Here is a 25,747-nt window from a genome sequence, read left to right on the forward strand (position 1 = left end):
AACACCTTCACCGAATCTCGATCCGATCACCCGCAGCGATCACCGTCTCCAGCGCTCCGCGCAGCTTGTCGAGGTAGGCATCGATATCGGCCGGGGTCTCCAGGTAGCCCTCGGGCGCGAGCGCGGCGGGCTTGATCACCCGGCGGGGTTTGACGTAGGGCTGATCCGGTTTCTCTTTGACGCCATCGCCGGGCTGCTTCGGTGGCGGCGGGGCGCTGGCCTCGATCTTGGCAAAGGCGGCGTCGGCCAGTTCCAGCGCGCGGATACCGGCCTGGGTGATGTGCGCCAGGCTGGTCTGGGCCGCGATCTGCTGTTTGAGCTGTTGCAGCGGATAGAGGCATTGGTTGCTTAGGGTGTTGTCGGCCTGGGCTGCATCGAGTTCAATCTGCACCTTGCCGAGTTGTTTGTCGATCTCGGGCAGGATCTGTGCGCGATGCGCAGCGATCAGCCCATCATTAACCTGCTCGATGCGGTGAATCAGCGCGGCGGCTTCCTTGACCATGCCATAGGGCGCGGGGGCCGCAAGAATCTCGGCGCTGCGCTGGAGCGCGGCGGCGGCATCGGCATGCTGCTCCAGCTCGGTGCGGTTGGCCTGGAAGCGCTGTTTGGCGTCAATCAGCTGATCCCAGGCCTGGCGCTGGTGGGTGTAGAAGTTGCGCAGCTCATGGATGCCGTCGGCGAGATCAAGCAGGTCGTTCTTGCGCGCCAGGAATTGCTCGATGAGGCGGACGCTGTCGGTCTCGGCGCTCATCGCCTTGATCACGCCGAGTGCGTCGGCGATGGTTGGTCCGCCCGGATACTGGCCGGTGCCGGCCAGGGTTTGGTATTCGCTGAGATCAGCGCGCCAGCGCCCGAGCTGTTCGCGCAGATGGGCGTCGATGGCGTCCTCGCCATCCGGGGCCAGGCTGCTGAACAGTTCCTTGGCGAGCTGCCGCGCCTGCTGGAGCTGGCCGCTGTCGACGGTCTTGCGCTTGGTGAGCCGGAGCTTGCGCCACTTGCTCGGCGAGGTCAGCGGCTCATAGGCTTTTTCCAGGCTCAGGGTATCGCCGTCGAGCACCAGGCTGATGTCGCCCCGGCGCAGCAGGCGGGCGATCAGCAGCACCACCTCCCATTCCGGCCAGCCATAGGGCCGGCGACCGAAGCGCTCCTGCACCAGGGCTTCCAGCACCATGGCATGGTTGGCGCTGGCCATCAGCTCGATGTGTTGCGCCAGCTCTTGAATGGCTTGCTGATTGCCCTGTCCGGCCTCCAGCGAGAAGCCAAGATCATCGACATCGGTGGCGCTGAGGACGGCCTTGATCTCGGCCTGGGGGTTGGCTGACAGTTGGGTGAGGTAGCCGAGCTTGGTGAAGCTGTTGCGCACCAGATAATTCAGCCCGTCGGCGATGACCTGGAGCGCGCTCTTGGCCTTGGTCGGGACGGGCTGACCGGCGGCATAGCACGCGGCCTCCTGGCCGTGCGCGTCGAGCAGGCGCAGCAGCCGCGCGCGGCGCTCGCGGTTTTCTTCCTGACGCTCGCGCAGGATGCGCAGCGTGGTGTGGGAGGCGGTGCCGTCGTTTTTGCGCCCGACGTACTTGTCGGTCTGGATCAGGGTGCGAATCTCGCGCGCCAGGGTCTTGTCATCGGGCAGCTTGAGGATGAGCGCGCCGCCCTCGGCGCTGCTAGTGAGGATGCAGCGGGTCTCGTCATAAAGGCCATAGTCGTCGGCCAGCGGGGTGATGACGGAGAGCACCAGATCGCCATCGCTGCGCTGCCCGTGCGGGTGCAGGTCGCACAGGCGGGTGAGGCCAAAGTCTTTGTTGTTGTCCGGAAAGCGGTGCTTGCGCAGGCCCTTGAGCACGTCCTCAAACAGCAACTCGGCGAGCAGTTTGGTCTCCTCGGCGGAGCTGAGATCGATGTCCTTGATCTCGCGGCTGATGTCGCGCTCCTCATTGGTGAGGAAGAAGAAGCCCTCGCCATTGCGCCCGATCAGGGTTTCACGCTCCAGGCGTTGCAGGCTGGCTTCGATCTGGTGGCGCAGGGCCAGGCGGTCGGCATCGATGCGGTCAACGAACAGCGTCACCAGGTTATCGACGTTGCCGCGAATCTCATCGACATAGCGGATCAGGAACAGGGTCTTGAGTACCAGGGCGTCGTTGGGGTCGAGCTTGTCGTTGCGCTCGGCGTTGTCGATGGTCGACTTGACCACGCCTTCGAGAAAGCTCTCGATGGCCGGATAGAAGCGGTACAAGGGCACCAGCACGCCGACCTCGGTATCCCTGAGCTGGGTCGCGGCGGACTGAAAGGCATCGAGCATCGAGCGCTCGCCGCGCGCCAGGTGCAGGCCGGTGACGCCGTGGCGGCGGATGGCCTCGAAGATCTTCTGCACCAGCTGGAACTGGTAGGGCGCAAAGGGATAGACGGCGGCGAAATCCAAGGCGTCGGCGAACGGCTTGAAGGTCATGCCGACGTTGCTGAAGCTGAGCTGGTTCTTGAGGATGTCGGCGCTGTCGGCATAGACCTGGTTCAGCGCGGCTTGAGCCGGCTCGGTCTTGGTGAGCAGGCGCTTCTGAATCACCTCATCGACATTGCCGCTGGAGAGCGACAGCCGGGTCTTGAAGCGGCCCTGAATCTTGGAGAAGTCATTGGCCTTGGATGCGCGCACTTCGCCGAGGATGGCGTCGATGTCCTCTTGCGAGGTGACGACCACCCAGGCGCGCCCGCCGCAGGCGGTGCCGAGGGTCTCGGTGATGGTTTGCAGGCTCAGCATCAGGTGGGTGTCCTGACCGATGAACTGGCCGATCTCATCGACCAGGAAGACGATGCGCCGACCTTGGCCGGGTGCGGCGGCTTGCCCTGGGTGCGGTTGATCCAGGTAGTCGCGCACCCAGCCGGCGAAGTTCTCCACCGTCAGCAGGGACTCGAAATCGGCTTCCGCGCGTTCCAGCCAGGCGCGTGCGCCCTCGGGGCTTTTGCCGAGCGTATCGGCCAGGGCCTGGACGATTTCGTCCTGATAGAAGCTGTACCCGTCGCGCTCGGCGTCCCAGTCGACACCCGCGACCGCATGAAAGGCGGCCTTGAAGGCCCCCAGCTGGCCCTGCTGGTCGAGCCGGCGCTCGATGTGCGCGAGGTGCGGGTAATCGCCGCTATAGCCGAGTTTCTCGTTGAAGACCTTGAGGAACACCCGCAGGATGGCGTCGCGCCCACTGCTGTCGGCCTTGCTGTCGATGTTGAACAAGATCACATCGGTATCGGTGCTGAGCGCGCGCTTGATGTCGCCGGCGAGCATGGCGTCCTGGATCTTGCCGTCGAAGAAGTCAATCGCCCGCCGGGTCTGCCCCTGATAGCAGATCTCGCGGTTCTCAAGCAGGTAGGACAGGATCTTGAGGAAATGCGACTTGCCGGAGCCGAAGAAACCCGAGATCCACACCCCGATCAGGCCGAGGATGTGCGGGTCACCGGGGCGGTCAATGGCCTGCAGGAAGGCGTCGAAGAAGCGCCGGAAGTGGGTGTCCAGCTCCTTGGTAATCACATACTCGTCGAGTTCCTGCCACACCGAGGCGGCATCGTCCTGATCGGCCTTGATCACCCCGTTGATGGGGCGGTCGACGGCTTTGGTGAATAGTTCCTTGATCAACATCGGCGGGCTCCCAGTCGACAAGTCAGCCGACGAGTCTGAAGGCACGGTAGTAGGGCTTGTCTTGCAGCAGGCCGAACAGCCGCAACGTCTGGCCGTCATAGACGCCGGGGTAAAACAGCACCAGTGGCGTGCTGCCCATGCCGGCATGCAGGTTATTCAGCAGATTGTGGGTGCGCAGCAGCGGGTAGGCGCTGCCAACCCCGGAGACCAGCACCATATCCTTCGTCGCTGGGTCAGCTTGCTCGATCAGCGCCGCCGCCAACTTGCCCGCATCAAGCGGCGCGGCCAGTGCCTTGAGCACGGCCGCATCCCCCTTCGCGCGCTGCATGTTAAGCGCCTTGGCATAGAAATTCCGCGTCTTGAGCGTCTCGACAATCAGCCCAAACAGGTTGATGTGGCCGACGCGCAGATCGGGCCGTTGTTTCGGGAGCTGCTGCAGCAGAAAGGCGATGTGCTCGCGCACCACCGGCTCCTGCTCTGGTGGGTAGTCGAAGGCGTAGAACGGGATCTCATTGCCAAGCCCCCGCCCTTGGAGAAAGTCATCCCCAGTGATCCGAGACAGGATTTTGTCGAGCCGCTGGTTGAAGTCGCCGCTCATAGGCTTGGGTCTCGGTCAGGCTTCTCAGTCGGTGAGCTGAATACAGCGCAGCGCATACCACTGCTCGGCCTCGCGTAAGACCGTCACCACCTCGGGGGAAATCTCTAGCGGTTGCAATGCGTGCGCGGAACCCGCTGCAATATACCCGGACTCGCGTAACATGCCAAACACACGCGTTCTCAGGGTCGTGCGCGTCGACTCGTTCCAGCGAGGCATCTTAGGATCGCGCATCTGGCAGTCATCGACGTACTGATCCCAGTGCGCGCGTTTCAGCTGTCGCTCCAGATGGCGATAGAGATCGCGCACGACCAGGTCAAGAAAGTCACCAAGCAGGGGAGAGTAGACGACGGTGGCCGCAAGGACCGCCTGCGTCGCCACCGGCCGGCTGCCGTCGCGAATCAACTCCCACAGGCTCGAGGTCATGGGCCGCAGCCGCGCCCGGATCAGATTGGCTTTGGTGATCGCCGTCGACGGCGAGCGTTTCGCCAGGACGTTCTCAACCCGAATCGCCTGCTCCCACCGCTCGCGATCAACGCCCTGGAGCAGTAAACCGGCCACCAGCCGAGTCTCCGGGACCATCAGTCCGCCCTTGCTGAAGTTGGCTTTGTAGCGCCCGATATGCTCCAAGAGACGCCCCGAGGTTTTCAGGATAGGGATGACTCGTGCCGACCAAACACCGAATCTGCAGGAGCGCCGCTCGCCGAGATTCGGGACCTGCTTGGGCATAACACCATCCAGATGACAGAACGTTATGCCCATCTGGCACCGGAAAACCTAAGAACCACCGTTGCCCGGTTTGAGTCACGTTTAAGTCACGTTGCCCCAGCCATTCAGCAGGAAGCTGTTTGAGGGGGCTTGTAAGCGATTGATCTAGTTGGTGCGCGAGGGGGGAATCGAACCCCCACGGATTGCTCCACTGGAACCTAAATCCAGCGCGTCTACCAATTCCGCCACCCGCGCGATGGAAGGTGGCGCCCGTTGCGGGCGCCGGTGCATGTTGGGCGACTGCCGTTTTGTGGAGGGAAGCCGAACCGGAATGGCCCGACCGGCAGCCTGTGATGGTGCTAGTTTAACCTTTACTTAGTAAATGTGCGCGGCACTGTGATGCTGTTGGCTGGTCCCGGTCCTGGTTCCGGGGCTTGAAGATCAAGCCGGCACGCCGTCGTATTTGCTTTCCATGAAGTCGAGCGCTTTTTCCTTGGTGCGGAAGAAGTTTTCGCGCCCGAGCACGTCGAACAGCCGGCCGCGTTCCAGCGCCTCGTAGATCTGGGCTTTGAGGCTCGAGAAGTAAATCTCAATGCCGTTGTCGCGGTAGGTGTCGATGACGTCGCGCAGGCGCTCTTCGCCGGAGACGTCGATGGCGTTGATGCCGCTGCCGATGACCAGGACCGCCTTGGCTTGCGGGTTCTGCATGCGCGCCTCGAGCAGCATGTCTTCGAAGTGAGAGGCGTTGACGAAGTTCAGCGAGCCGTCAAAGCGCACGGCGATGAAGTTCTTGCCGAGCACCGGCAAGTTGTTTTCCGCCGCGCCGGCCAAGGTGCCATCGGCGTCGCGCCCGAGGATGGTGGTGCGCGGTTTCATGGTGCGGAGCATCCACATGACGATACCGAGCCCGCCGCCGAGCAGGATGCCGTTGGCTAACTGCGGGGCCATGGCCAGGGTGGCGATGAAGGTGACGATTCCGGCGATGGCCTCCTGTCGCTCGATACGCCAGGCACGGATTAGGGCGCGGACGTTGATGAGCCCGAACACCGCCATCATGACAATCACGGCCAGCACGGCCTGCGGGAGGTGGTAGAGCAGCGGCGTGAGAAACAGTAGCACCAGCATGACGGCGATAGCGCTGATGATGGCGAATAAGCCGGTTTTGGCACCGGTTTTCGCCGCCACAGCCGAACGCGAGAAGGACCCGCTGACGGTGAAGGAGCTAAAGAAGCTGCCGACGATATTGGCCAAGCCCTGACCGACGAGCTCCTTGCTGGTGTTGACCCGTTCCTTGGTCTGAGCGGCGATGGCTTTGGAGATGGAGGTGGCCTCCATAAAGCCGATCAGCGCCATCACCAGAGCCGAGGGTAGCAGTGCCCAGAAGAAGTCAGGTTTGAAGCTGGGGAGATGAAATTGTGGCAGCCCGGCCGGAATGGTGCCGACCACGGCGCCGCCGCCCATGAAAGTGATTTGATCGCCGGCCACTTTGCTGATGCGCCAGGTGTGGTCGTCTGCGGTGATATCGGGCGGGGTGTCGCCCCGCCTGAAAAGTAGGTCCTGGCCGCTGGCATCGACGGCGTGCTCGAAACGCAGGCCATGCAGATCCACCTGGCGCTCGTTGTTCGCGAGCTTGCGTTGTTCCATGTCGCGGGTGAGAACGCGCAGGTCGGCTTCCAGCAGGGCGAGTTCGGCAAAGCGGCTGTTGTCATTGGTTTTAGCCAGCTCGCGAATGTCCTGCCCGATGGCGGAGGTGGTCTGGCCGAGTGAATCGATAGCGCGCGCGGTGGAGGCATAGTCGATGGCAAGCTGGCGTGCGGCCGGGTCCTGAATGGCATCGACGCTGACGGTTTGATTGCGTTCGAAGCCAATCATCCAGCTCACCAGGGTGGTGAAGATAACCGCTAGCAGCACGCCGGGCAGCTTGGGGGCGATCTTCTTGGTACCGACGATGATGGCAAAGGTCACGAGCGCAAACAGGACCGTGGGCAGGTGAGAATTCGGAAGCTGCACGATCACGTTCCAGAGATCGACAACGAAACTGTCGGTGCGCGGGAAGGGCACATTAAGCACCTTGCTCAACTGCGACAGGCCGATGATGAGTGCGGCGGCGTTGGTGAAGCCAATAATTACCGGACTGGAAAGGAAATTGGCAATGATGCCCATGCGCAGCAGGCCAAGCGCCAGGCGCAGCACCCCGACCATCAACGCCAGCATGATGGACAATTGCAGGAATTCCTGACTACCGATTGCGGCCAGTGGCAGCACGGCGGCGGCCGACATTAAGGACAACATGGCGACCGGACCGGTGTGGAGCTGATTGGATGAGCCCCACAGCGAGGCGATGATCACCGGCACGAAGGAGGCATAGAGCCCATAGACCACCGGCAAGCCGGCCAGCTGTGCATAAGCCATGCTTTGCGGCACCAGCACCAGAGCAACCGTGATGCCGGCGATCAGATCGGCCCGCAGCGTGGTGCCTGTCATCGGGAACCAGCGCATGAAAGGAAAGAGCGCCTGCAAGAGCGGAGATTTCATGTGGCTCACCCTGCTAACTTGAAATGGGTTGTCTTGAAAGCGGTTGTCTTGAAACGAAGCCGCTGTTCTGGGGCGTGTCAAACCGGACAGCTTAACGGATCATAGAATCGCTGATGATAGATGTTTGGGTAAGGCGTGATCGATTTTAATCGATAGGTTGCGTCTGGGCGACGCGATGATACCGGTGCGCGGGCGGACAAAAAAATGGCCGCGCCACAAGGGTGGGCGGCCGAGTCCAAGGAGGAGTGGATGGATTCCGCCCCTGAGTTTAGAGATGCCGGTTCCCGGTGTCGCTGATAATTCTCATCTGGCGTTGTTAAGCAGCCCGAGTCATCTGGGCGGGATCATCGATCGAGATGCGGCCTGTCGCCTTCATACCGGCGCGGACTCGGCTGGCTTGATGCCGAGCTCGGTGCAGAGCGCCAGGGTCGGGCCGGCCTGGTTCATGGTGTAAAAATGCAGCCCTGGCGCACCGCCGCTGATCAGACGCTCGCAGAGCTTCAGCACTGCGTCGTGGCCAAAGGCGCGGATGCTGTCGCGGTCGTCACCGAAAGCCTCGAGCCGGCGGCGGATAAAGCGCGGGATTTCGGCCCCGCAGGCGTCTGAGAAGCGCGCGAGCTGGGAGTAATTGGTAATGGGCATGATGCCGGGAATAATGGGCACCGTGATGCCGAGCTTCTCGCACGCATCAACAAAGGCGAAATAGGCGTCGGCGTTGAAAAAGTACTGGGTGATGGCGCTGTCCGCCCCGCACTCGACCTTGTGCTTGAAGTGCTGCAGGTCCGCCGCGGCGGAAGCGGCTTGCGGGTGAAATTCGGGGTAGGCGGCAACCTCGATATGAAAACGCGAGTTGTAGGTCTCGCGCAGATAGGTCACCAGCTCGCTGGCGTAGCGAAAGGTGCCGCGGTCGGGCCGACCCATGCCGGAGGGCAAGTCGCCGCGCAGTGCCACCAGGCGGGTGATGCCCTGGGCGGCATAGTGCTCGACGATGTCATGAATTTCGTCCTTGCCAGAGCCGATGCATGCGAGGTGGGGCGCGGTCTCGATCTGTTGCTCGCGCAGCCAGGAAACGGCCTCGAAAGTGCGCTCGCGAGTCGAGCCGCCGGCACCATAGGTGCAGGAAAAATACTTCGGTTTTAGTGTATTGAGCTTTGTGACCGCGCGTTTCAGCTTGGTCATGCCCTCGGGTGTCTTGGGCGGGAAGATCTCAAGGCTCAGGGTGTCTTGCAGGTGCGTGTGCATCTCTTGTCCCTCTATGGAGCATATCGTGACGCCACCCGAAGGTGGCGCGAGCGAGCCGCTGCCGGAGCGGGCTCGCTCCAGGACAGCCGGGGGCGGCCCGAAGGCCGCCTGCAAGAGGGCTTTAGTAGCGGTAGTGCTCGGCCTTGTAGGGGCCGTCGACGCTGACGCCGATGTAGTCCGCCTGGTCGGGGCGGAGTTTGGTCAGCTTGACGCCGATTTTCTCCAGATGCAGCCGCGCGACTTCCTCGTCGAGGTGCTTGGGCAGCACATAGACGCCGATGGGATACTCATCCGGCTTGGTGAAGATCTCAATCTGCGCCAGTACCTGGTTGGTGAAGGAGTTGGACATCACGAAGCTCGGATGGCCGGTGGCGCAGCCCAGGTTCACCAGACGCCCGCGCGCGAGCAGGGTGATGCGATGGCCGTCGGGGAAGATGATCTGATCGACCTGCGGCTTGATGTTGACCCACTCGTATTTTTCGAGACTCTGAACCTGAATCTCGTTATCGAAGTGGCCGATGTTGCAGACAATCGCCTGGTCTTTCATCGCTGCCATGTGGTCATGGGTGATGATGTCGAGGTTGCCGGTGGTGGTGACGAAAATATCGCCCTGGTTGGCGACTTCATCAAGGCGCACCACGCGGTAGCCTTCCATCGCCGCCTGGAGAGCACAGATGGGGTCGATCTCAGTCACCCAGACGGTGGCGCCAAGCGCGCGCAGGGCGGCGGCTGAGCCTTTGCCGACGTCGCCATAGCCGCAGACGATGCCGACCTTGCCGGCGATCATCACATCGGTGGCGCGCTTGATGGCGTCGACCAGAGACTCGCGGCAGCCGTAGAGGTTGTCGAACTTGGACTTGGTGACCGAGTCATTGACGTTCATCGCCGGGAACAGCAGAGTGCCGTTTTTGAACATCTCATAGAGACGATGCACGCCGGTAGTGGTCTCCTCGGTCACGCCCTTGATGCCCTTGGCCATTTTGTGCCAATGCTCGCGGTCGCGCTCGAAGGTGCGGCCCAGCACGCCGAGTACTGCTGTCCATTCCTCGTTATCGTCAGCGGTCGCCTTGGGCACGCTGCCAGCCTTCTCGTACTCAACGCCCTTGTGGACCAGCAGAGTGGCGTCGCCGCCGTCGTCCAGGATCATGTTCGGACCCCTTTTTTCTCCATTGGGGCCGTCCGGCCAGTTGATGACCTGCTCGGTGCACCACCAGTATTCTTCCAGCGTCTCGCCTTTCCAGGCATAGACGGGGATATCGCGCGCGGCAATGGCCGCGGCGGCGTGGTCTTGGGTGGAGAAGATGTTGCAGGAACACCAGCGCACTTCGGCGCCGAGTTCGACCAGGGTCTCGATCAGCACCGCGGTCTGGATGGTCATGTGCAGGCTGCCGGTGATGCGCGCGCCTTTCAGCGGCTTTTCGGGGCCGTATTTTTTGCGCAGTGCCATCAGACCAGGCATTTCGGTCTCGGCAATGACCATTTCTTTGCGGCCGAAATCGGCGAGGGACAGGTCGGCGACTTTGTAGTCAGTAAACTCACTCATGGTTAATCAGCTCCTGATGAATCGTGAGTGAGCGCCGTTGTAATTTTTTGGGCTCCAGCTTCCGAGCCTGGCCCTTGCCCTTGATGATCCATTTGAGAATCCAGGGTGGGTTGCAGCGCTCCTCGGAAGGGAGGGTTGGATGGTTAAAGAACGTCGTGTTTAGCTCAACCTCTGGATGATTTATGGCGTTGAGTCGGGCGATCAGATCGCACCGTTTCATGCCACCGCAAGCTCACCCACACGCCGCACCAGCGGAATGTCGCCACTGGTGACCTCCTGGTGGATGTCTTTCAGGTGCTCCTGCAAATCCTCGAGCGTCTCACCCTGGGTCAGGAAGTCCGGATAGGCTTCAAGGTAGCCGATCCACATGCCCTCATCCTGCCAGTAGACATATTTCAAGGTGTTCACGACGGATGCCCTCGGTCAGCGAAAGGGGCTTGGCGACATAGGGATTCAGATCCCCGCCGCATCCTTCAGCGCTGCGGCCTTGTCGGTCTTCTCCCAGCCGAACTCCGGCAGTTCGCGACCGAAGTGGCCGTATGCAGCGGTCTTGCGGTAGATGGGCTGGATCAGGTTCATCATGTTGACCAGGTTGTAGGGCCGCAGGTCGAAGTGATCGCGCACCAGGGTGGCGATGCGGTCTTCGTCGATCTTCGCGGTGCCGAAGGTCTCGACCGAGATGGATGTCGGCTCGGCGACGCCAATGGCATAGGAGATCTGAATCTCGCAGCGCTCAGCCAGACCGGCGGCAACGATGTTCTTAGCCACATAGCGCCCGGCATAGGCAGCGGAGCGGTCAACCTTCGATGGGTCTTTGCCGGAGAAAGCACCACCGCCGTGACGGGCCATGCCGCCATAGGTATCGACGATGATCTTGCGCCCGGTCAGGCCGCAGTCACCCACAGGGCCGCCGATGACGAAGTTGCCGGTTGGGTTGATGTGGATCTTGGTGTCCTTGTGCATCCACTCAGGCGGAATCACCGGCTTGATGATGTTCTCCATCACAGCCTCTTGCAGATGGGCATAATCAATGTCCGGGTCGTGCTGAGTGGAGAGTACCAGCGCATCGACGGCGACGACCTTGCCGTTTTCGTAACGCATGGTCACCTGGCTCTTGGCATCCGGGCGCAGCCAGGGCAGGACGTGTTGCTTACGCATCTCGGATTGGCGCTCGACCAAGCGATGCGAATAGGTGATCGGAGCCGGCATCAGCACGTCGGTCTCATTGGTTGCATAGCCGAACATCAGGCCCTGGTCGCCGGCGCCTTGTTCCTCGGGTGCGCTGCGATCAACGCCTTGGGCAATGTCGGTGCTCTGCTTGCCGATCAGTGACATGACCGCGCAGGTGGAGCCGTCGAAGCCGACATCTGAGCTGTTGTAGCCGATATCATTGACCACCTCGCGCACCAGGGTGTCGAAATCGATCCAGGCCTCGGTGGTGATCTCGCCGCCAAGGATGACGACACCAGTTTTGATCATGGTCTCGCAGGCAACGCGAGCGTGGGCTGGGTTGGGGTCGGTGGCCAGGATTGCGTCAAGGACGGCGTCGGAGATTTGGTCAGCGACCTTATCGGGGTGGCCCTCGGAAACCGATTCCGAGGTGAACAGATAGTCTTTTGCCATGGTGTGGTTTTTCCGTCGACTGTTGGCGCCAGGCATCCGCGCGGATGCGTCGGGAAATGCTGGCTGCGGTTGATACGAGGGCGTCATGATGGCCGATGACCGGCCGCCCTCGGAGGGGAGGTGAGTTCCCCAGTGTAACGCATGGCAGCGCTCCCTTTCAAAGTTTGCACCCGCCATTGACCAGGAATATCGGTGGAAGAGTTTGGGAATCAAGCATCTTTCCGGTACCATCCGCGACTGATTTTTCGAACCGCAATGCAGGCGCTTTCAGCCTGGGGAGTCAGTCATGGTTTCACTCGAAACACCGGTGTGCGAATTTGGCCTGCCGGCCCCGAATTTTTCCCTGCCCGGGGTGGATGGCAAGACCTGGACGCGCGACGACTGCAAGGGGCCCAAGGGTCTGCTGGTGATGTTCATCTGCAACCACTGCCCCTATGTGCAGGCAGTGCGCGAGCGTATCGTGCGTGATGCGCGTGAACTGGCCGAGCTTGGCGTCAACTGCGTCGCCATTATGTCCAACGATCCGACCGACTATCCCGAGGATTCGTTTGAGAACATGAAGCAGGTTGCCGCCGATTTTCAGTTTCCCTTCCCCTATCTGCTTGATGAAACCCAGGGCGTCGCCAAGACCTTCGGCGCCATCTGCACGCCGGATTTCTTCGGCTACAACGGCCAACTCGAACTCCAGTATCGCGGGCGCCTTGATGAAAGCCGCAAAGAAACCGCGCCGGACGGCGTTCGACGCGATCTGTTCGAGGGCATGAAGCAAGTCGCTGAGACCGGCAAGGGCCCCGAGCAGCAGATTCCCAGCATCGGCTGCTCGATCAAGTGGAAGGAAGGCTGACGCCATCGCCTGATGCGGATGCCGCATTGCGGATGCCCGGTTGCTGATGCAGCTAGGCTCCGCGAGGCCGCACGCGCCGCTGGCGGGCCTGTGCCGCAGGCTCGAATTCTGCGCTCTTGTTAGGGTGGGAAAGCCTTTTTTATCAACCGCATGCGCAAGCCTGTCAAAGGTCGGTAAAGTACCGCTTGGTCGGAAAATAGTTGCTCGAAGGCGGCTTTCCTACTTATTATGTCGGCTTTTATGCGGCGCGCTTGTCGCCGGCTCGCGCGTTTAATGCAGCTGGCAATGGGCCTGTGGACAGCCCCAAGCAGGCTATCTTAGGCAACAAGCTCCAAAGCATTCTTCGTCGCCAAGCGCTTCAATAGCCCTTGGGAATTTTGCCAGCGAGCTGCGTAGCGAGTGTGCCAAGGATCTGGCGTCAGCGGGCATCGAACTGCCAGGGCCTCTAGATCGGCAGACGGCCGGACCGGCAGGCGAAGAGGCCGGTAGATGACCAAACCGGTCGATAAAGGTCCACGCCGCCCGGCCTGGTGGCGAGCCGGCGCACATCTGCTACTCGCTGCTCACATCCGAACGGCGCAAAAGAGCGCGCGCACCGAATTTGTAACGCTATTGATTTAACGTCATTTCTCAGGAGGGGCTCATGTCCTCACGCAAAGAACTCGCGAACGCCATCCGTGCGCTTAGTATGGATGCGGTGCAGAAGGCTAAGTCGGGGCACCCGGGTGCGCCCATGGGCATGGCCGACATCGCCGAGGTGCTCTGGAACGACTTCATGCAGCACAATCCGGCCAATCCGAGCTGGGCCGACCGGGATCGCTTCGTGCTGTCGAACGGCCATGGCTCAATGCTGATTTACTCGCTGCTGCATCTGACCGGTTACGACCTGAGCATCGAGGATCTTAAGCAATTCCGCCAGCTGCATTCCAAGACCCCGGGGCACCCGGAGTATGGCTATGCGCCGGGCGTCGAGACCACCACCGGTCCGCTCGGGCAGGGCATCACCAATGCCGTCGGCATGGCGTTAGCCGAGAAGATCCTGGCCGCGCAGTTCAACAAGCCCGGCCATGAGATCGTCGATCACCATACCTATGTCTTCCTCGGCGATGGCTGCCTGATGGAGGGTGTCTCGCACGAGTCCTGCTCTCTGGCCGGCAACCTGGGCCTGGGCAAGCTGATCGCCTTCTATGACGACAACAACATCTCCATCGACGGCGAGGTGCGCGGCCACGGCGACACCCCGGCCTGGTTCCTCGATGACACGCCCAAGCGGTTTGAGTCCTATGGCTGGCATGTGATCCCGAAGGTCGACGGGCATGATGCTGAGGCCATCAAGGTCGCGGTCGAAGAAGCCCGCGCGGTCAGCGATAAGCCGACTCTGATTTGCTGTCAGACCATCATCGGTTTTGGCTCGCCAAATAAGCAGGGCAAGGAAGAGTGTCACGGCGCGCCACTCGGTGATGACGAGATTGCGCTCACGCGCGAGAAGCTCGGCTGGAACCATCCGCCGTTTGAGATTCCTAAGGCGATCTACCAAGGGTGGGACGCGAAGGAGCGCGGCACTGCGCTGGAAGGCGACTGGAACAAGCGTTTCGCCGCTTACAAGAGTGCTTTCCCGAAGGAAGCGGCTGATTTTGAACGGCGCATGGCCGGCGAACTGCCGGATGACTTCGACGCCAAGGCGTGGGAGTTCATCAAGGAAGTCGATGCCAAGGCTGAGAAGATCGCTACCCGCAAGGCCTCGCAGAACGCGCTCAATGGCTTTGGTCCGCTGCTGCCGGAATTGCTCGGCGGCTCGGCTGACCTTGCCGGCTCTAACTTGACGCTTTGGAAGGGCTGCAAGGGTGTCGGTCCCAAGAATGCCAGCGGCAACTACATCTACTACGGCGTGCGCGAGTTCGGCATGTCCGCCATCATGAACGGCCTGACGCTGCACGGCGGCTTCAAGCCCTATGGCGCGACCTTCCTGATGTTTATGGAATATGCCCGCAACGCAGTGCGCATGGCGGCGCTGATGAAGATCACCCCGATCTTTGTCTACACCCATGATTCCATCGGCCTCGGCGAGGACGGTCCTACCCACCAGCCGGTCGAGCAGGTCAGCATACTGCGCCTGACCCCGCGCCTGTCGACCTGGCGTCCCTGCGACGCAGTTGAAAGCGCGGTGGCCTGGAAGTGCGCTATTGAGCGCCAGGGCGCACCCAGCGCGCTGATTTTCTCCCGCCAGGGTGCGCCGCACATGAGCCGGACCGAAGATCAGCTCCGCGCTATCGAAAAAGGCGGCTATGTGCTGCGCGACTGCGAGGGCACGCCTGATGCCATCATCATCGGCACCGGCACCGAGGTCGAGCTGGCCGTGGCGGCCTGTGAGGCACTGACCGCCAAGGGCCGCAAGGTGCGGGTGGTCTCTATGCCCTCGATGGACACTTTCGATTCACAGGATGAGGCTTATAAGGAGTCGGTCCTGCCAGAGGCTGTCCGCGCCCGCGTCGCGGTCGAGGCCGGCGTGTCCAACCTGTGGCCCAGGTATGTGGGCATGCATGGCAAGGTCATCGGTGTCGATACCTTCGGCGAGTCGGCACCCGCGGGCGATGTCTACAAGGCCTTCGGCGTCACCGCAGATGCGGTTACCTCTGCGGTTGAAAGCCTGCTGTAAATTCTTGTTTTAGTTAAATCCCGATGCGCTGGGTGCGCTCCGCCTGCGAGCGTTGCGCGCCCCGGCGCCGGTCACTGGTTTTTCACTTCACTTGAGGAGTAGTTTCCTATGCCTTTGAAAGTAGGTATCAACGGCTTTGGCCGCATCGGCCGCATGGCTTTTCGTGCGATCTCCAAGGATTTTCCTGACATCCAGGTGGTCGGTATCAACGACCTGCTTGACCCTGAGTACCTGGCCTACATGCTCAAGTACGACTCGGTCCATGGCAACTTCGCCGGTGACATCAGCGTTGATGGCAATACCATGATCGTCAATGGCAATAAGATTCGCCTGACCGCCGAGCGCGACCCTGCCAACCTGGCCTGGGGCGATGTCGGTGCCGATCTGGTGCTGGAGTGCACCGGCTTTTTCCTCACCACCGAAAGCTGCCAGGCCCATATCAGCGCCGGCGCCAAGAAGGTCGTGCAGTCGGCGCCCTCCAAGGACAGCACGCCGATGTTCGTCTATGGCGTCAACCACAAGACCTACGACGGCCAGGCCATCATCTCTGCGGCCAGTTGCACCACCAACTGTCTGGCGCCCGTCTCTAAGGTGCTGAATGACAACTGGGGCATCAAGCGCGGCCTGATGACCACTGTTCACGCTGCCACTGCCACCCAAAAGACTGTCGATGGCCCGTCGCAGAAAGACTGGCGCGGTGGTCGCGGCATCCTGGAGAACATCATCCCGTCCTCCACCGGTGCGGCCAAAGCAGTCGGCAAGGTGCTGCCGGAACTCAACGGCAAGCTGACCGGCATGGCCTTCCGCGTGCCGACCTCTGACGTTTCCGTAGTTGACCTGACCTGCGAGCTGAACAAAGAAGCCAGCTATGACGACATCTGCGCCGCGATGAAAGCAGCGTCCGAGTCTGGTGACCTGGCCGGCGTGCTGGCCTACACCGACGAGAAGGTCGTCTCGACCGACTTCCGCGGTTGCGGCACTCCGTCCATCTTCGACGCCGGCGCTGGCATCATGCTGGATTCGACCTTCGTGAAGGTGGTCTCCTGGTACGATAACGAGTACGGCTACACCTGCAACTTCCTGCGCATGGTGCAGCACGTCTCGAAGTAAGTTAGCAGGACTGCAAACGGGATCAGGCCGGCAAGCGCTGCCGGCTTGTTTCCCATGGTTGTAGCTAGACCGCGCCGCGTGATTTGGTTTCGCGCGTCGGCCCGCGGTCTCTGATTTCTGATTTTCTGGAGGAAGTACCTGTCATGTCCTTCACCAAGCTCACTGATCTCGATCTCGCTGGCAAGCGTGTGTTGATCCGTTCCGACCTCAACGTCCCGGTGAAGGGCGGCAAGGTGACCTCGGATGCACGTATCACGGCCTCCATGCCCACATTCGAGCACTGCCTGAAGGCGGGTGCCAAAGTCATGGTGATGTCCCACCTTGGCCGTCCGGAGGAAGGCGTCTACTCCGAGGAGAATTCGCTCGCTCCGGTTGCTGCCGATCTTGGCGCCAAGATGGGCCGCGAAGTGCGCGTGGTGAAGGATTACCTGGACAAGGCCCCGGAGCTTGCCGATGGCGAATTGGTGCTGCTCGAAAATGTCCGCTTCAACAAAGGCGAGAAGAAAGACAACGAAGACCTGGCCAAGCAGTACGCGAGCCTGTGCGACATCTATGTGATGGACGCCTTCGGCACCGCGCACCGCGCCCAGGCCTCGACGCATGGCGCTGGCAAGTTTGCGCCGGCCGCCTGCGCCGGCCTGCTGCTGGCAGAGGAACTCGACGCGCTGCAAAAAGCGCTGGCCAAGCCCAAACGGCCGATGGTTGCCATTGTCGGCGGCTCCAAGGTCTCTACCAAGCTGACGGTGCTGGAGTCCTTGTCGACCAAGGTTGATCAGCTGGTCGTCGGTGGCGGCATTGCCAATACCTTCATCAAGGCTGCCGGTCATAATATCGGCAAGTCGCTGTGCGAAGATGATCTGGTCGCTACCGCCAAGGCGCTGATGGACAAGGCCGAAGCGGCCGGCGCAACCATCCCGATCGCAACCGATGTGGTGGTTGGAAAGCAGTTCAACGAAAACGAGCCCGCGGTGCAGAAAAAGGTCAACGAGGTCGCTGACGACGACATGATCTTCGATATCGGCCCCGATAGCGCCAATGCCCTGGCCGAAATCATCAAGAAGGCCGGCACCGTAGTTTGGAACGGTCCAGTTGGGGTGTTCGAGTTCGATCAGTTCGGCGAGGGCACCAAGACCATCTCCATGGCCATCGCCGAAACCGACGCCTTTACCCTGGCTGGCGGCGGTGACACCATTGCGGCCATCCAGAAATACGACATCTATGACAAGGTGTCCTACATCTCCACCGCAGGCGGCGCATTCCTCGAGTATCTCGAAGGCAAGACCCTGCCTGCAGTGGCCATGCTTGAGGCGCGTGCCAAGGACTAAGTGCTTTGATGCCCAGACGGACAAAAATTGTCGCGACCTTCGGGCCAGCGACCGATGCGCCAGGTGTGCTCGAGGACATGATGGACGCTGGACTGAACGTGGTCCGGCTCAACATGTCTCACGACAGCCATGACCGCCAGCGCGAGCGTGTGCGCCTGGTGCGTGCGGCCGCGCTTGCCAAAGGTCATCCGCTGGGTATTCTGGTCGACCTGCAGGGCCCCAAAATCCGCATTGGCCGTTTTGCCGCTGGACCGATTGAGCTGCCGGAAGGCGGAGACTTTGTTATCGACGCGGATTGCCCGCTCGATGCCGGCGATGCAACCCGCGTCGGCACCACCTTGCCGAGTATGGTCCAGGACGTCGCTGCTGGCGATGTGTTGCTTCTCGACGACGGTGCCATCGAATTGGAAGTCACTGCGGTGCAGGGGGCGCGCATCCAGTGCCGGGTGCTGCATGGCGGCAAGCTGTCAAACAGCAAAGGCATCAACAAAAAGGGTGGCGGCCTTTCAGCGCCAGCGCTCACCGAGAAGGATAAGGCGGATATCGTGTTCGCCGCCGAGGTTGAGGCCGACTATGTCGCCGTGTCTTTTGTCTGCAATGGTGACGATGTCCGCCTCGCACGCGAGTTGCTGCAGGCCGCTGGCGGTCAGGGTGGCATTGTCGCTAAGATCGAGCGCGCCGAAGCCCTAGGTGCGCTCGATGACATCATCGACGCCTCCGATGCGGTCATGGTTGCGCGCGGTGATCTGGGCGTCGAAATTGGCGATGCCGAACTGCCTGCGGTGCAGAAGCGCCTGATCAGCCTTTCCCGCGAGCGCAACAGCGTGGTGATCACTGCCACGCAGATGATGCAGTCGATGATCGAAAACCCGATTCCGACCCGCGCCGAGGTTTTCGACGTGGCCAATGCGGTGCTGGACGGCACTGATGCGGTGATGCTCTCGGCCGAGACCTCAATCGGCAAGAATCCCGTCAAGGTGGTCGAATCGATGTCGCGCATTTGCGCCGAGGCTGAAAAAGAACGCTTGGTGCGGCGTTCGAGCCATCGGCTCGATACCGTTTTCGGTCGGGTCGATGAAGCCATCGCGATGGCGAGCATGTACACCGCCAACCATCTTGGCGTGAAAGCCATCGCTGCCCTGACCGAATCCGGCGCGGCGGTGAAATGGATGTCGCGAATCAGCTCGGGCATCCCGATCTATGCCATGACTCGACAGGTCTCGACCCGACGCAAGGTGACCTTGTTTCGCGGGGTCTATCCGGTGCGGTTCGACGTTTCCAGCGCCAACATTCACGAGGTCAACAGGGAAGTCATCGAGGAACTGTTGCGCCACGGCACCGTGCAATCCGGCGACCTGGTGATCATCACCAAGGGCGACCGTTGCGGCGTCGAGGGGCAGACCAACATCATGAAAATCATGCGCGTCGGCGAGCATCATTTGCTGGCCGGCGACTGACAGGCCGCCATCCGGCGAGCTGTCCCCTTCACAAGTTTCACGTCAACGACAGAGGAGTATTGCAATGGCCCTCATTTCGCTTCGCCAAATGCTGGATCACGCGGCCGAATACCAGTACGGTGTTCCCGCCTTTAACGTCAACAATCTCGAGCAAATGCGCGCCATCATGGAGGCGGCCGACGAGACCGACTCCCCGGTCATCGTGCAAGCCTCGGCTGGTGCGCGTTCATATGCCGGCGCCCCTTTCCTGCGCCATCTGATCCTCGCCGCTATTGAGGAATGGCCGCACATACCCGTGTGTATGCACCAGGACCATGGGACCTCCATGCCTGTGTGTCAGCGCTCGATTCAACTCGGCTTCAGTTCCGTGATGATGGACGGCTCGTTGGGCGAGGACGGCAAAACCCCCGCCAGCTATGAGTACAATGTGGACGTGACCCGCAAAGTGGTCGAGCTGTCCCACGCCTGTGGTGTCTCGGTCGAGGGTGAGCTGGGTTGCCTGGGCTCGCTAGAAACCGGGCAGGCTGGTGAGGAAGACGGCATTGGCGCCGAGGGCACGCTGGATCACAGCCAGTTGCTGACCGACCCGGACGAAGCCGCGGATTTCGTCAGCAAGACCCATGTCGACGCCTTGGCCATCGCCATCGGCACCTCCCATGGCGCCTACAAGTTCACGCGTCCGCCGACCGGCGACATCCTCGCCATCGGTCGCATCAAAGAGATCAACGCGCGCATCCCGACCGTGCATCTGGTCATGCATGGCTCGTCCTCAGTCCCGCAGGAATGGCTGAAGATCATCGATCAGTTCGGCGGCGACATGGGCGAGACCTATGGTGTGCCGGTCGAGGAAATCGCCGAGGGCATCAAGCACGGTGTGCGCAAGGTCAATATCGACACCGATCTGCGCATGGCCTCCACCGGCGCCATCCGCAAGCACATGGCCGAAAACCGCAAGAACTTCGACCCGCGCAAATACTTCGCCGCTGCCACCGCCGCGATGAAGGATATCTGCAAGGCGCGCTACGAAGCCTTCGGCACGGCGGGCAATGCGAGCAAGATCACGGCGCAGTCACTCGAAGTCATGACCGCGCGCTATACTAAGGGTGAGCTTGATCCTAAGATCAACTAACAGGCACCTTAGAACAATCGCGTTGCACTGGATGCAACATGATAAGGGGCGTCCTTGGGAAGCTGGGGACGCCCTTTTTTGCCTCCCTATTCTCGGCAAAGTCGACACTTTCCGCTTGTGCACAGCCATAGCAAGGGGGCGGCGGTATTCCTGACTTGGCCGCAACCGGAGTGCGGAGTCAGGTATTTTGGCCCGCGTACGCGCGAGACGCATTTATAGGCCGCAGATCGTCACAGCCCGCAAGGAAGGGATTGGCTGGTCTCTGGTCGCGTTTTTTGTCCTGCTACCCTGGCTACTGGTCGCCGCTTCGCCCTGGCTCGGCCAAATTCTGTTACCGAAGCTGCCGCGCGTCGTGTCGCCGCTGGAGCGTCAGGCCGCGGCATCGCGCCAGCAGGTTTTGTTGGTGCGCCAGCAAAACCAAGCGCTCATGGCGCAGATCGCCCAGTTGGAGCTTGATGTGCGCATCGATCGCCGCGCAAGTGCGTTCGCGGCTGAGCAAATCGTTACCTTAAGACGCGAGCGCGAACAGCTGACTCAGGATGTCGCGGATTGGCAGCAGCTGCTCGGTGCCAACACCTTGCCTGATCTGATTCGCGAGCTGGAGATTGAACCGGAAGAGGGGCGACGCTTCGGTTATGCGCTTGAGCTTGCACCTGAGTATCAGAATACGCTCGCGGCCGGGGCAGAACTGGCGCTCTGGGTCAGCGGGCGTTGGCGCGAGCAGTTCGTCAAAGCTGCACTGGGCGATCTGGCGCGGGATCGCATCCGGGTGCCGATCGATCAGACAGCGGCGCTTGCTACCTCGCCTGCGTTTCAAGGAGCTTTTGTGTTACCGGAGGGTTTCAGCCCCGAGGCGCTGATCGTCGAGCTGCTTCCGGTCGCTGGTTTGGTGAGTGGCCCGCGACAGGAGGTTGCCTGGGATTCCGCCGCTGCTCGCTAGTGCGGTATTGATGGGCTCGCACGGCCTTCTCGTCGCTGATATTGATCCTGTCGAAGGAGAACCACCGATGTCCGCAACAGGTCTGGCAGTCCGCAAGCCGGGCGCGTTGATGAAGGAATTGCGCGTGCGCACTGCCACCTTGCATGCCGCCACCGAGGCCTTGCCCTTGATGCGCAACCTGATGGCGCCGGAGGTAGATGCGGCCACCTACCGCGCCTATCTGGGTGCCTTTGCGCGGCCCTATGGCCTGCTCGAGCCGCATCTGCATGCATGCTGCCGGTCATCAACCCTGAACCGTCTGGGCGTGCGTGCGCGCTGGCCAGCGCTTGAGCAGGATCTCGCCGCGCTCGGGATGGAATCGCCCTCGCCGCCGCCTGCGCACGCCAAGCAGTTGTCCGACCTGGTTGGAAACGAGGCCCAGGCTCTTGGCGGGCTTTATGTGCTGGAGGGAGCCTCGCTCGGCGGCCGGGTGATCTCCCAGCGGCTCAGTCGCAATCTGGGGGCAGAGGCGGACCGCTTGCCCTTCCATTTTCTCGGCACCCGCGAGGCGCCGTCACCAGCCGATGGCTGGCGTCGCTTTGGCGCGGCGCTCGAGGCCGAAGTCACCACGCAGCAACATGATACCGAGCAAGTGCTGGCCGCCGCCGTTGCCGTGTTTGATTTGGTGCATCGGTCTCTTGACGGTAATAGTTGACCTTATTGGCTGGAATATTGTACTTTTTCTCGTTCCCCGGCGAGTGCCGGGGCGGCTCGCCTCGCGCGGCCGCTGTCTCTCCCATTCATGCAATGGATTTCATGCAGTCGATTCGCGTGAATCGATGAGTTCAATCGTTCTTGTGCCGCCCGCGGCACCTCGGCCCAATGCGCTGCCTGCTGCCGCCATCTTCGCTGCACTGGGCACCGATGCACGGGGCTCGATCAGCAAGCGGGTGGTGCGGAGGTAGACCCGTGCAGCAAGCGCCCGCGCCTGGCTCAATATCCGAGCCGGCGGCATCTTCCGATCAGTCTCACCATTCATCCGAACGGCCGCTCTTGGAACTGAGCGGCGCGGAAATCGTCATCCAGTCGCTGATCGATCAGGGTGTCGAGACCGTCTTCGGGTATCCCGGCGGCGCGGTGTTGCACATCTACGACGCGCTCTTTCAGAAGAGCGAGCAGATTCGCCATATTTTGGTGCGCCACGAGCAGGGCGCCACCCATGCGGCGGATGGCTACTCGCGCGCGACCGGCAAGTGCGGGGTTGCCCTGGTGACATCCGGTCCGGGTGCGACCAATGCCGTGACTGGCATTGCCACCGCCTATATGGACTCCATCCCGATGGTGGTGCTGACCGGTCAGGTGCCAACGCCTGTCATCGGCAGCGATGCCTTCCAGGAAGTCGATACCGTCGGCATCACCCGCCCGTGCGTGAAGCATAATTTCCTGGTCAAACGCCTTGAGGACTTGGCCGAGACCATCGCCAAGGCCTTCCATATCGCAACATCCGGGCGTCCCGGCCCCGTGGTGGTGGACATCCCCAAGGACGTGACCGATCCTGGTATCAAGATTTCCTACCAGTTTCAGCCCGACCTCAAGCTGCGTTCCTACCAGCCGGCGCGCAAGGGGCATCTCGGGCAGATGCGCAAAGCGCTTGACCTCATGCTGGGCGCGAAGCGACCGGTGTTCTACACCGGTGGTGGCGTTATTTTGGGCGACGCGCACGAGTCCCTGACAGAGATGGTGCGCAAACTCGGCTTCCCCATCACCAGCACCCTGATGGGGCTGGGTGCCTATCCGATGAGCGATGGCCAGTTCATCGGCATGCTCGGCATGCATGGCACCTACGAGGCCAACATGGCCATGCACGAGACCGATTGCCTGATCGCCATCGGCGCGCGCTTCGATGACCGGGTGACGGGCAAGATCGAGCATTTCTGCCCGCATGCGACCATCATCCATATCGATGTCGACCCCTCCTCGATTTCCAAGAACGTGCGGGTGGACATTCCCATCGTCGGCCCGGTCGAGACGGTGCTGACCGACATGCTCGGCCTGCTGCGCGAGAAGGGTGAGCAACCGGACAAATCCGCCCTCGCGGCCTGGTGGGAGCAGATCGATGCCTGGCGCAAGCTCGACTGCATGTGCTATGACCGCAAAAGCGAGCTGATCAAGCCGCAGTTCGCGGTGGAGACGCTGCATAAGGTGACCGGGGGCGATCTTTATTTGGCCTCGGATGTTGGCCAGCACCAGATGTTCGCGGCCCAGTTCTATCCGTTCGAGAAACCAAGGCGCTGGATCAATTCCGGCGGGCTCGGCACCATGGGCTTCGGCCTGCCTGCTGCCATGGGCGTACAACTCGCCCACCCCGAGGCCCAGGTGGCCTGCATCTCGGGCGAGGCGAGCATCCTGATGTGCATTCAGGAGCTGGCGACCTGCAAGCAGTACGATCTGCCGATCAAAATCATACTGCTCAATAACGGCTACATGGGTATGGTGCGCCAGTGGCAGGAGTTCTTCTACGAGAGCCGTTATGCGCACAGCTATGTCGATGCGCTGCCGGACTTCGTTGCTCTGACCGAGAGCTTCGGCCATGTTGGGATGCGGGTGGACAAGCCCGGCGAGCTCGAAGCCGCTATGCAGGAGGCCTTTGCCATGCGTGACCGGCTGGTGTTCCTCGATGTGATCGTCGACCCGACCGAGAACGTCTACCCGATGATCGCAGCTGGCAAAGGGCAGCATGAGATGCACCTGCCGCCGACGATCTCCCAGCGTGAACTGGCCTAAGCCCCCTTTCTTTAAGCCCAGCCTTTAACGCTCTCCCTGGACAAAGTGATGAGACACATTCTTTCCATGCTGGTCGAAAACGAGTCGGGCGCCCTGTCGCGCATCGCGGGGCTGTTTTCCGCGCGCGGCTACAACATAGAGTCCCTGACCGTGGCGCCCACTGATGACCCCACCCTGTCGCGCATGACCCTGGTCACCTGCGGCAACGACGACATCGTCGAGCAGATCAAAAAGCAGCTCAACAAGCTGATCGACGTGGTCAAGCTCGCCGACCTGTCAGAAGGGCCGCACATCGAGCGCGAGATGATGCTGATCAAGCTGCGCGCCAAGGGCGCAGATCGCGAGGAACTCAAGCGCCTGACCGAAATCTTCCGCGCCAAGATCGTCGACGTGACTGAGTCCAGTTATGTGGTCGAGCTGACTGGTACCTCAAGCAAGCTTGATGCTTTCATCCAGGCCGTGCCGGATGGGCTGATCACCGAGGTGGTGCGCTCGGGGCCGAGCGGCATCGGGCGGGGCGAAAAAGCGCTGGCGCTCTGATACCCATGCGTTCCGCGTTTTCGCTAGCAAGTTCTTACCACTGACTGAATTTTACTGAAGGATTCTCCTGTTATGGCAATCAACGTTTACTACGACAAAGACGCCGACCTCTCGCTGATCCAGGGCAAAGAGGTCGCCATCATCGGCTATGGCTCCCAGGGGCATGCTCATGCCAATAACCTGAAGGAGTCGGGCGTCTCGGTCACCGTGGGTTTGCGTCCAGGCTCCTCCTCGGCGGCCAAGGCGAGCAATGCCGGGTTGCAGGTCAAGGACATCCCTGAGGCGGTCGCTGGTGCCGACGTGGTGATGATTCTTGCCCCCGATGAGCATCAGGCCAAGCTGTATCGCGACCAGATCGCGCCGAACATTAAGCAGGGGGCCGCGCTGGCCTTCGCGCACGGGTTCAACATCCATTTTGGTCAGATTGAGCCGCGTGCCGATCTCGATGTGATCATGATCGCGCCCAAGGGCCCTGGCCATCTGGTGCGCTCCACCTATACCCAGGGCGGCGGCGTGCCGAGCTTGATCGCGGTGCAGCAGGATGCCAGCGGTAAGGCGCGTGACATCGCCCTGGCCTACGCCTCAGCTAATGGTGGTGGCCGTGCCGGCATCATCGAGACCAACTTCCGCGAGGAATGCGAGACCGATCTGTTCGGCGAGCAGGTGGTCCTCTGTGGTGGCCTGACCGCACTCATCCAGAATGGCTTCGAGACCCTGGTCGAGGCCGGCTATGCGCCCGAGATGGCCTACTTCGAGTGTCTGCACGAGGTCAAGCTGATCGTCGACCTCATCTACGAGGGTGGCATTGCCAACATGCGCTACTCCATCTCCAATACCGCCGAGTATGGCGATCTGACCCGTGGCCCGCGCATCGTCACTGACGAGACCAAGGCCGAGATGAAGCGTGTTCTCGGCGAAATCCAGAACGGTTCCTTCGCACGCGAGTTCATCCTTGAGAACCAGGCCGGTGCGCCGCGCATGAAGGCCATGCGGCGCCTGAGCCAGGAGCATCAGATCGAGGAAGTCGGCGCCCGCCTGCGCGAGATGATGCCCTGGATTCGCGAGAAGCAACTGGTCGACAAATCCAAGAACTGAGCTTCGCGGCAGCAGACAGCCTG

The 25,747-nt window shown here is 61.4% G+C and carries 19 protein-coding genes, 1 tRNA gene and 1 riboswitch; of the genes, 11 read left to right on the forward strand and 9 right to left on the reverse strand.

Translation table 11 applies throughout. The features are described from left to right. Positions 1 to 7 precede the first annotated feature (7 nt). The 9 genes from brxC to metK form a co-directional block, all read right to left on the reverse strand. Entirely contained in the window at positions 8 to 3,619 is a 3,612-nt protein-coding gene (gene brxC / locus Thiosp_RS04520) for a BREX system P-loop protein BrxC (protein ID WP_201066887.1), read from the reverse strand. A 22-nt stretch (positions 3,620 to 3,641) separates the two neighbouring features. Then, positions 3,642 to 4,217 (reverse strand): DUF1788 domain-containing protein, encoded by a 576-nt coding sequence (locus Thiosp_RS04525; RefSeq protein ID WP_201066889.1) that lies wholly within the window; start codon positions 4,215 to 4,217, stop codon positions 3,642 to 3,644. Positions 4,218 to 4,241: 24 nt separating this feature from the next. Further along, positions 4,242 to 4,943 (reverse strand): DUF1819 family protein, encoded by a 702-nt coding sequence (locus tag Thiosp_RS04530; RefSeq protein ID WP_201066891.1) that lies wholly within the window; start codon positions 4,941 to 4,943, stop codon positions 4,242 to 4,244. A 149-nt stretch (positions 4,944 to 5,092) separates the two neighbouring features. Then, a tRNA-Leu gene (locus tag Thiosp_RS04535) sits at positions 5,093 to 5,177 on the reverse strand. Between the two features lie 186 nt (positions 5,178 to 5,363). Further along, complete coding sequence (locus Thiosp_RS04540; protein ID WP_201066893.1) at positions 5,364 to 7,457, reverse strand: SulP family inorganic anion transporter; 2,094 nt, start codon at positions 7,455 to 7,457, stop codon at positions 5,364 to 5,366. A gap of 372 nt (positions 7,458 to 7,829) precedes the next feature. Further along, positions 7,830 to 8,699: a methylenetetrahydrofolate reductase [NAD(P)H] gene (metF, locus tag Thiosp_RS04545; protein ID WP_201066895.1), complete on the reverse strand. Its 870-nt coding sequence runs from the start codon at positions 8,697 to 8,699 to the stop codon at positions 7,830 to 7,832. 121 nt (positions 8,700 to 8,820) lie between these two features. Beyond that, positions 8,821 to 10,242: an adenosylhomocysteinase gene (gene ahcY, locus Thiosp_RS04550; RefSeq protein ID WP_201066897.1), complete on the reverse strand. Its 1,422-nt coding sequence runs from the start codon at positions 10,240 to 10,242 to the stop codon at positions 8,821 to 8,823. 22 nt (positions 10,243 to 10,264) lie between these two features. Further along, a riboswitch (S-adenosyl-L-homocysteine riboswitch) is annotated at positions 10,265 to 10,372 on the reverse strand. An 86-nt stretch (positions 10,373 to 10,458) separates the two neighbouring features. Beyond that, positions 10,459 to 10,650 carry a type II toxin-antitoxin system HicB family antitoxin gene (locus tag Thiosp_RS04555; RefSeq protein ID WP_323696835.1) on the reverse strand — a complete coding sequence of 64 codons (192 nt, stop codon included), beginning with the start codon at positions 10,648 to 10,650 and terminating at the stop codon, positions 10,459 to 10,461. A 45-nt stretch (positions 10,651 to 10,695) separates the two neighbouring features. Further along, positions 10,696 to 11,865: a methionine adenosyltransferase gene (metK, locus tag Thiosp_RS04560; protein WP_201066898.1), complete on the reverse strand. Its 1,170-nt coding sequence runs from the start codon at positions 11,863 to 11,865 to the stop codon at positions 10,696 to 10,698. 286 nt (positions 11,866 to 12,151) lie between these two features. Between metK and Thiosp_RS04565 the strand changes: the two genes are divergently transcribed. From Thiosp_RS04565 to ilvC, 11 genes are all read left to right on the forward strand, one after another. Further along, a complete protein-coding gene (locus tag Thiosp_RS04565) occupies positions 12,152 to 12,709 on the forward strand; it encodes a thioredoxin family protein (protein WP_201066899.1) in 558 nt (185 codons plus the stop codon). Positions 12,710 to 13,352: 643 nt separating this feature from the next. Then, a complete protein-coding gene (gene tkt / locus Thiosp_RS04570) occupies positions 13,353 to 15,365 on the forward strand; it encodes a transketolase (protein ID WP_201066900.1) in 2,013 nt (670 codons plus the stop codon). A 108-nt stretch (positions 15,366 to 15,473) separates the two neighbouring features. After that, positions 15,474 to 16,475 (forward strand): type I glyceraldehyde-3-phosphate dehydrogenase, encoded by a 1,002-nt coding sequence (gap, locus tag Thiosp_RS04575; protein WP_201066901.1) that lies wholly within the window; start codon positions 15,474 to 15,476, stop codon positions 16,473 to 16,475. Positions 16,476 to 16,618: 143 nt separating this feature from the next. Next, positions 16,619 to 17,800, forward strand: coding sequence for a phosphoglycerate kinase (locus Thiosp_RS04580; RefSeq protein ID WP_201066902.1), 1,182 nt, complete (start codon positions 16,619 to 16,621; stop codon positions 17,798 to 17,800). A gap of 8 nt (positions 17,801 to 17,808) precedes the next feature. Then, positions 17,809 to 19,257 (forward strand): pyruvate kinase, encoded by a 1,449-nt coding sequence (gene pyk, locus Thiosp_RS04585; protein ID WP_201066903.1) that lies wholly within the window; start codon positions 17,809 to 17,811, stop codon positions 19,255 to 19,257. Positions 19,258 to 19,321: 64 nt separating this feature from the next. After that, a complete protein-coding gene (gene fba / locus Thiosp_RS04590) occupies positions 19,322 to 20,386 on the forward strand; it encodes a class II fructose-bisphosphate aldolase (RefSeq protein ID WP_201066904.1) in 1,065 nt (354 codons plus the stop codon). A gap of 187 nt (positions 20,387 to 20,573) precedes the next feature. Then, on the forward strand, positions 20,574 to 21,326 hold the full coding sequence (locus Thiosp_RS04595; RefSeq protein ID WP_201066905.1) for a DUF6776 family protein: 753 nt from the start codon (positions 20,574 to 20,576) through the stop codon (positions 21,324 to 21,326). A gap of 67 nt (positions 21,327 to 21,393) precedes the next feature. Beyond that, on the forward strand, positions 21,394 to 22,020 hold the full coding sequence (locus Thiosp_RS04600; protein WP_201066906.1) for a biliverdin-producing heme oxygenase: 627 nt from the start codon (positions 21,394 to 21,396) through the stop codon (positions 22,018 to 22,020). A 338-nt stretch (positions 22,021 to 22,358) separates the two neighbouring features. Continuing rightward, entirely contained in the window at positions 22,359 to 24,089 is a 1,731-nt protein-coding gene (gene ilvB / locus Thiosp_RS04605) for a biosynthetic-type acetolactate synthase large subunit (protein WP_201066907.1), read from the forward strand. 48 nt (positions 24,090 to 24,137) lie between these two features. Further along, the gene (gene ilvN, locus Thiosp_RS04610; protein ID WP_201066908.1) at positions 24,138 to 24,629 is read left to right on the forward strand and encodes an acetolactate synthase small subunit; all 492 of its coding nucleotides are present in this window, start codon (positions 24,138 to 24,140) and stop codon (positions 24,627 to 24,629) included. Between the two features lie 78 nt (positions 24,630 to 24,707). After that, entirely contained in the window at positions 24,708 to 25,724 is a 1,017-nt protein-coding gene (gene ilvC / locus Thiosp_RS04615) for a ketol-acid reductoisomerase (RefSeq protein ID WP_190275827.1), read from the forward strand. Positions 25,725 to 25,747 lie beyond the last annotated feature (23 nt).

Origin of the sequence: Thiorhodovibrio litoralis (assembly GCF_033954455.1) — a bacterium.
Classification (GTDB): Bacteria; Pseudomonadota; Gammaproteobacteria; order Chromatiales; family Chromatiaceae; genus Thiorhodovibrio; species Thiorhodovibrio litoralis.

Excerpts from the sequence above, each read along its gene's own strand:
- brxC (WP_201066887.1), bottom strand. The coding sequence starts at position 3,619 with ATGTTGATCAAGGAACTATTCACCAAAGCCGTCGACCGCCCCATCAAC.
- Thiosp_RS04525 (WP_201066889.1), bottom strand. The coding sequence starts at position 4,217 with ATGAGCGGCGACTTCAACCAGCGGCTCGACAAAATCCTGTCTCGGATC.
- Thiosp_RS04530 (WP_201066891.1), bottom strand. The coding sequence starts at position 4,943 with ATGCCCAAGCAGGTCCCGAATCTCGGCGAGCGGCGCTCCTGCAGATTC.
- Thiosp_RS04540 (WP_201066893.1), bottom strand. The coding sequence starts at position 7,457 with ATGAAATCTCCGCTCTTGCAGGCGCTCTTTCCTTTCATGCGCTGGTTC.
- metF (WP_201066895.1), bottom strand. The coding sequence starts at position 8,699 with ATGCACACGCACCTGCAAGACACCCTGAGCCTTGAGATCTTCCCGCCC.
- ahcY (WP_201066897.1), bottom strand. The coding sequence starts at position 10,242 with ATGAGTGAGTTTACTGACTACAAAGTCGCCGACCTGTCCCTCGCCGAT.
- metK (WP_201066898.1), bottom strand. The coding sequence starts at position 11,865 with ATGGCAAAAGACTATCTGTTCACCTCGGAATCGGTTTCCGAGGGCCAC.
- Thiosp_RS04565 (WP_201066899.1), top strand. The coding sequence starts at position 12,152 with ATGGTTTCACTCGAAACACCGGTGTGCGAATTTGGCCTGCCGGCCCCG.
- tkt (WP_201066900.1), top strand. The coding sequence starts at position 13,353 with ATGTCCTCACGCAAAGAACTCGCGAACGCCATCCGTGCGCTTAGTATG.
- gap (WP_201066901.1), top strand. The coding sequence starts at position 15,474 with ATGCCTTTGAAAGTAGGTATCAACGGCTTTGGCCGCATCGGCCGCATG.
- Thiosp_RS04580 (WP_201066902.1), top strand. The coding sequence starts at position 16,619 with ATGTCCTTCACCAAGCTCACTGATCTCGATCTCGCTGGCAAGCGTGTG.
- pyk (WP_201066903.1), top strand. The coding sequence starts at position 17,809 with ATGCCCAGACGGACAAAAATTGTCGCGACCTTCGGGCCAGCGACCGAT.
- fba (WP_201066904.1), top strand. The coding sequence starts at position 19,322 with ATGGCCCTCATTTCGCTTCGCCAAATGCTGGATCACGCGGCCGAATAC.
- Thiosp_RS04600 (WP_201066906.1), top strand. The coding sequence starts at position 21,394 with ATGTCCGCAACAGGTCTGGCAGTCCGCAAGCCGGGCGCGTTGATGAAG.
- ilvN (WP_201066908.1), top strand. The coding sequence starts at position 24,138 with ATGAGACACATTCTTTCCATGCTGGTCGAAAACGAGTCGGGCGCCCTG.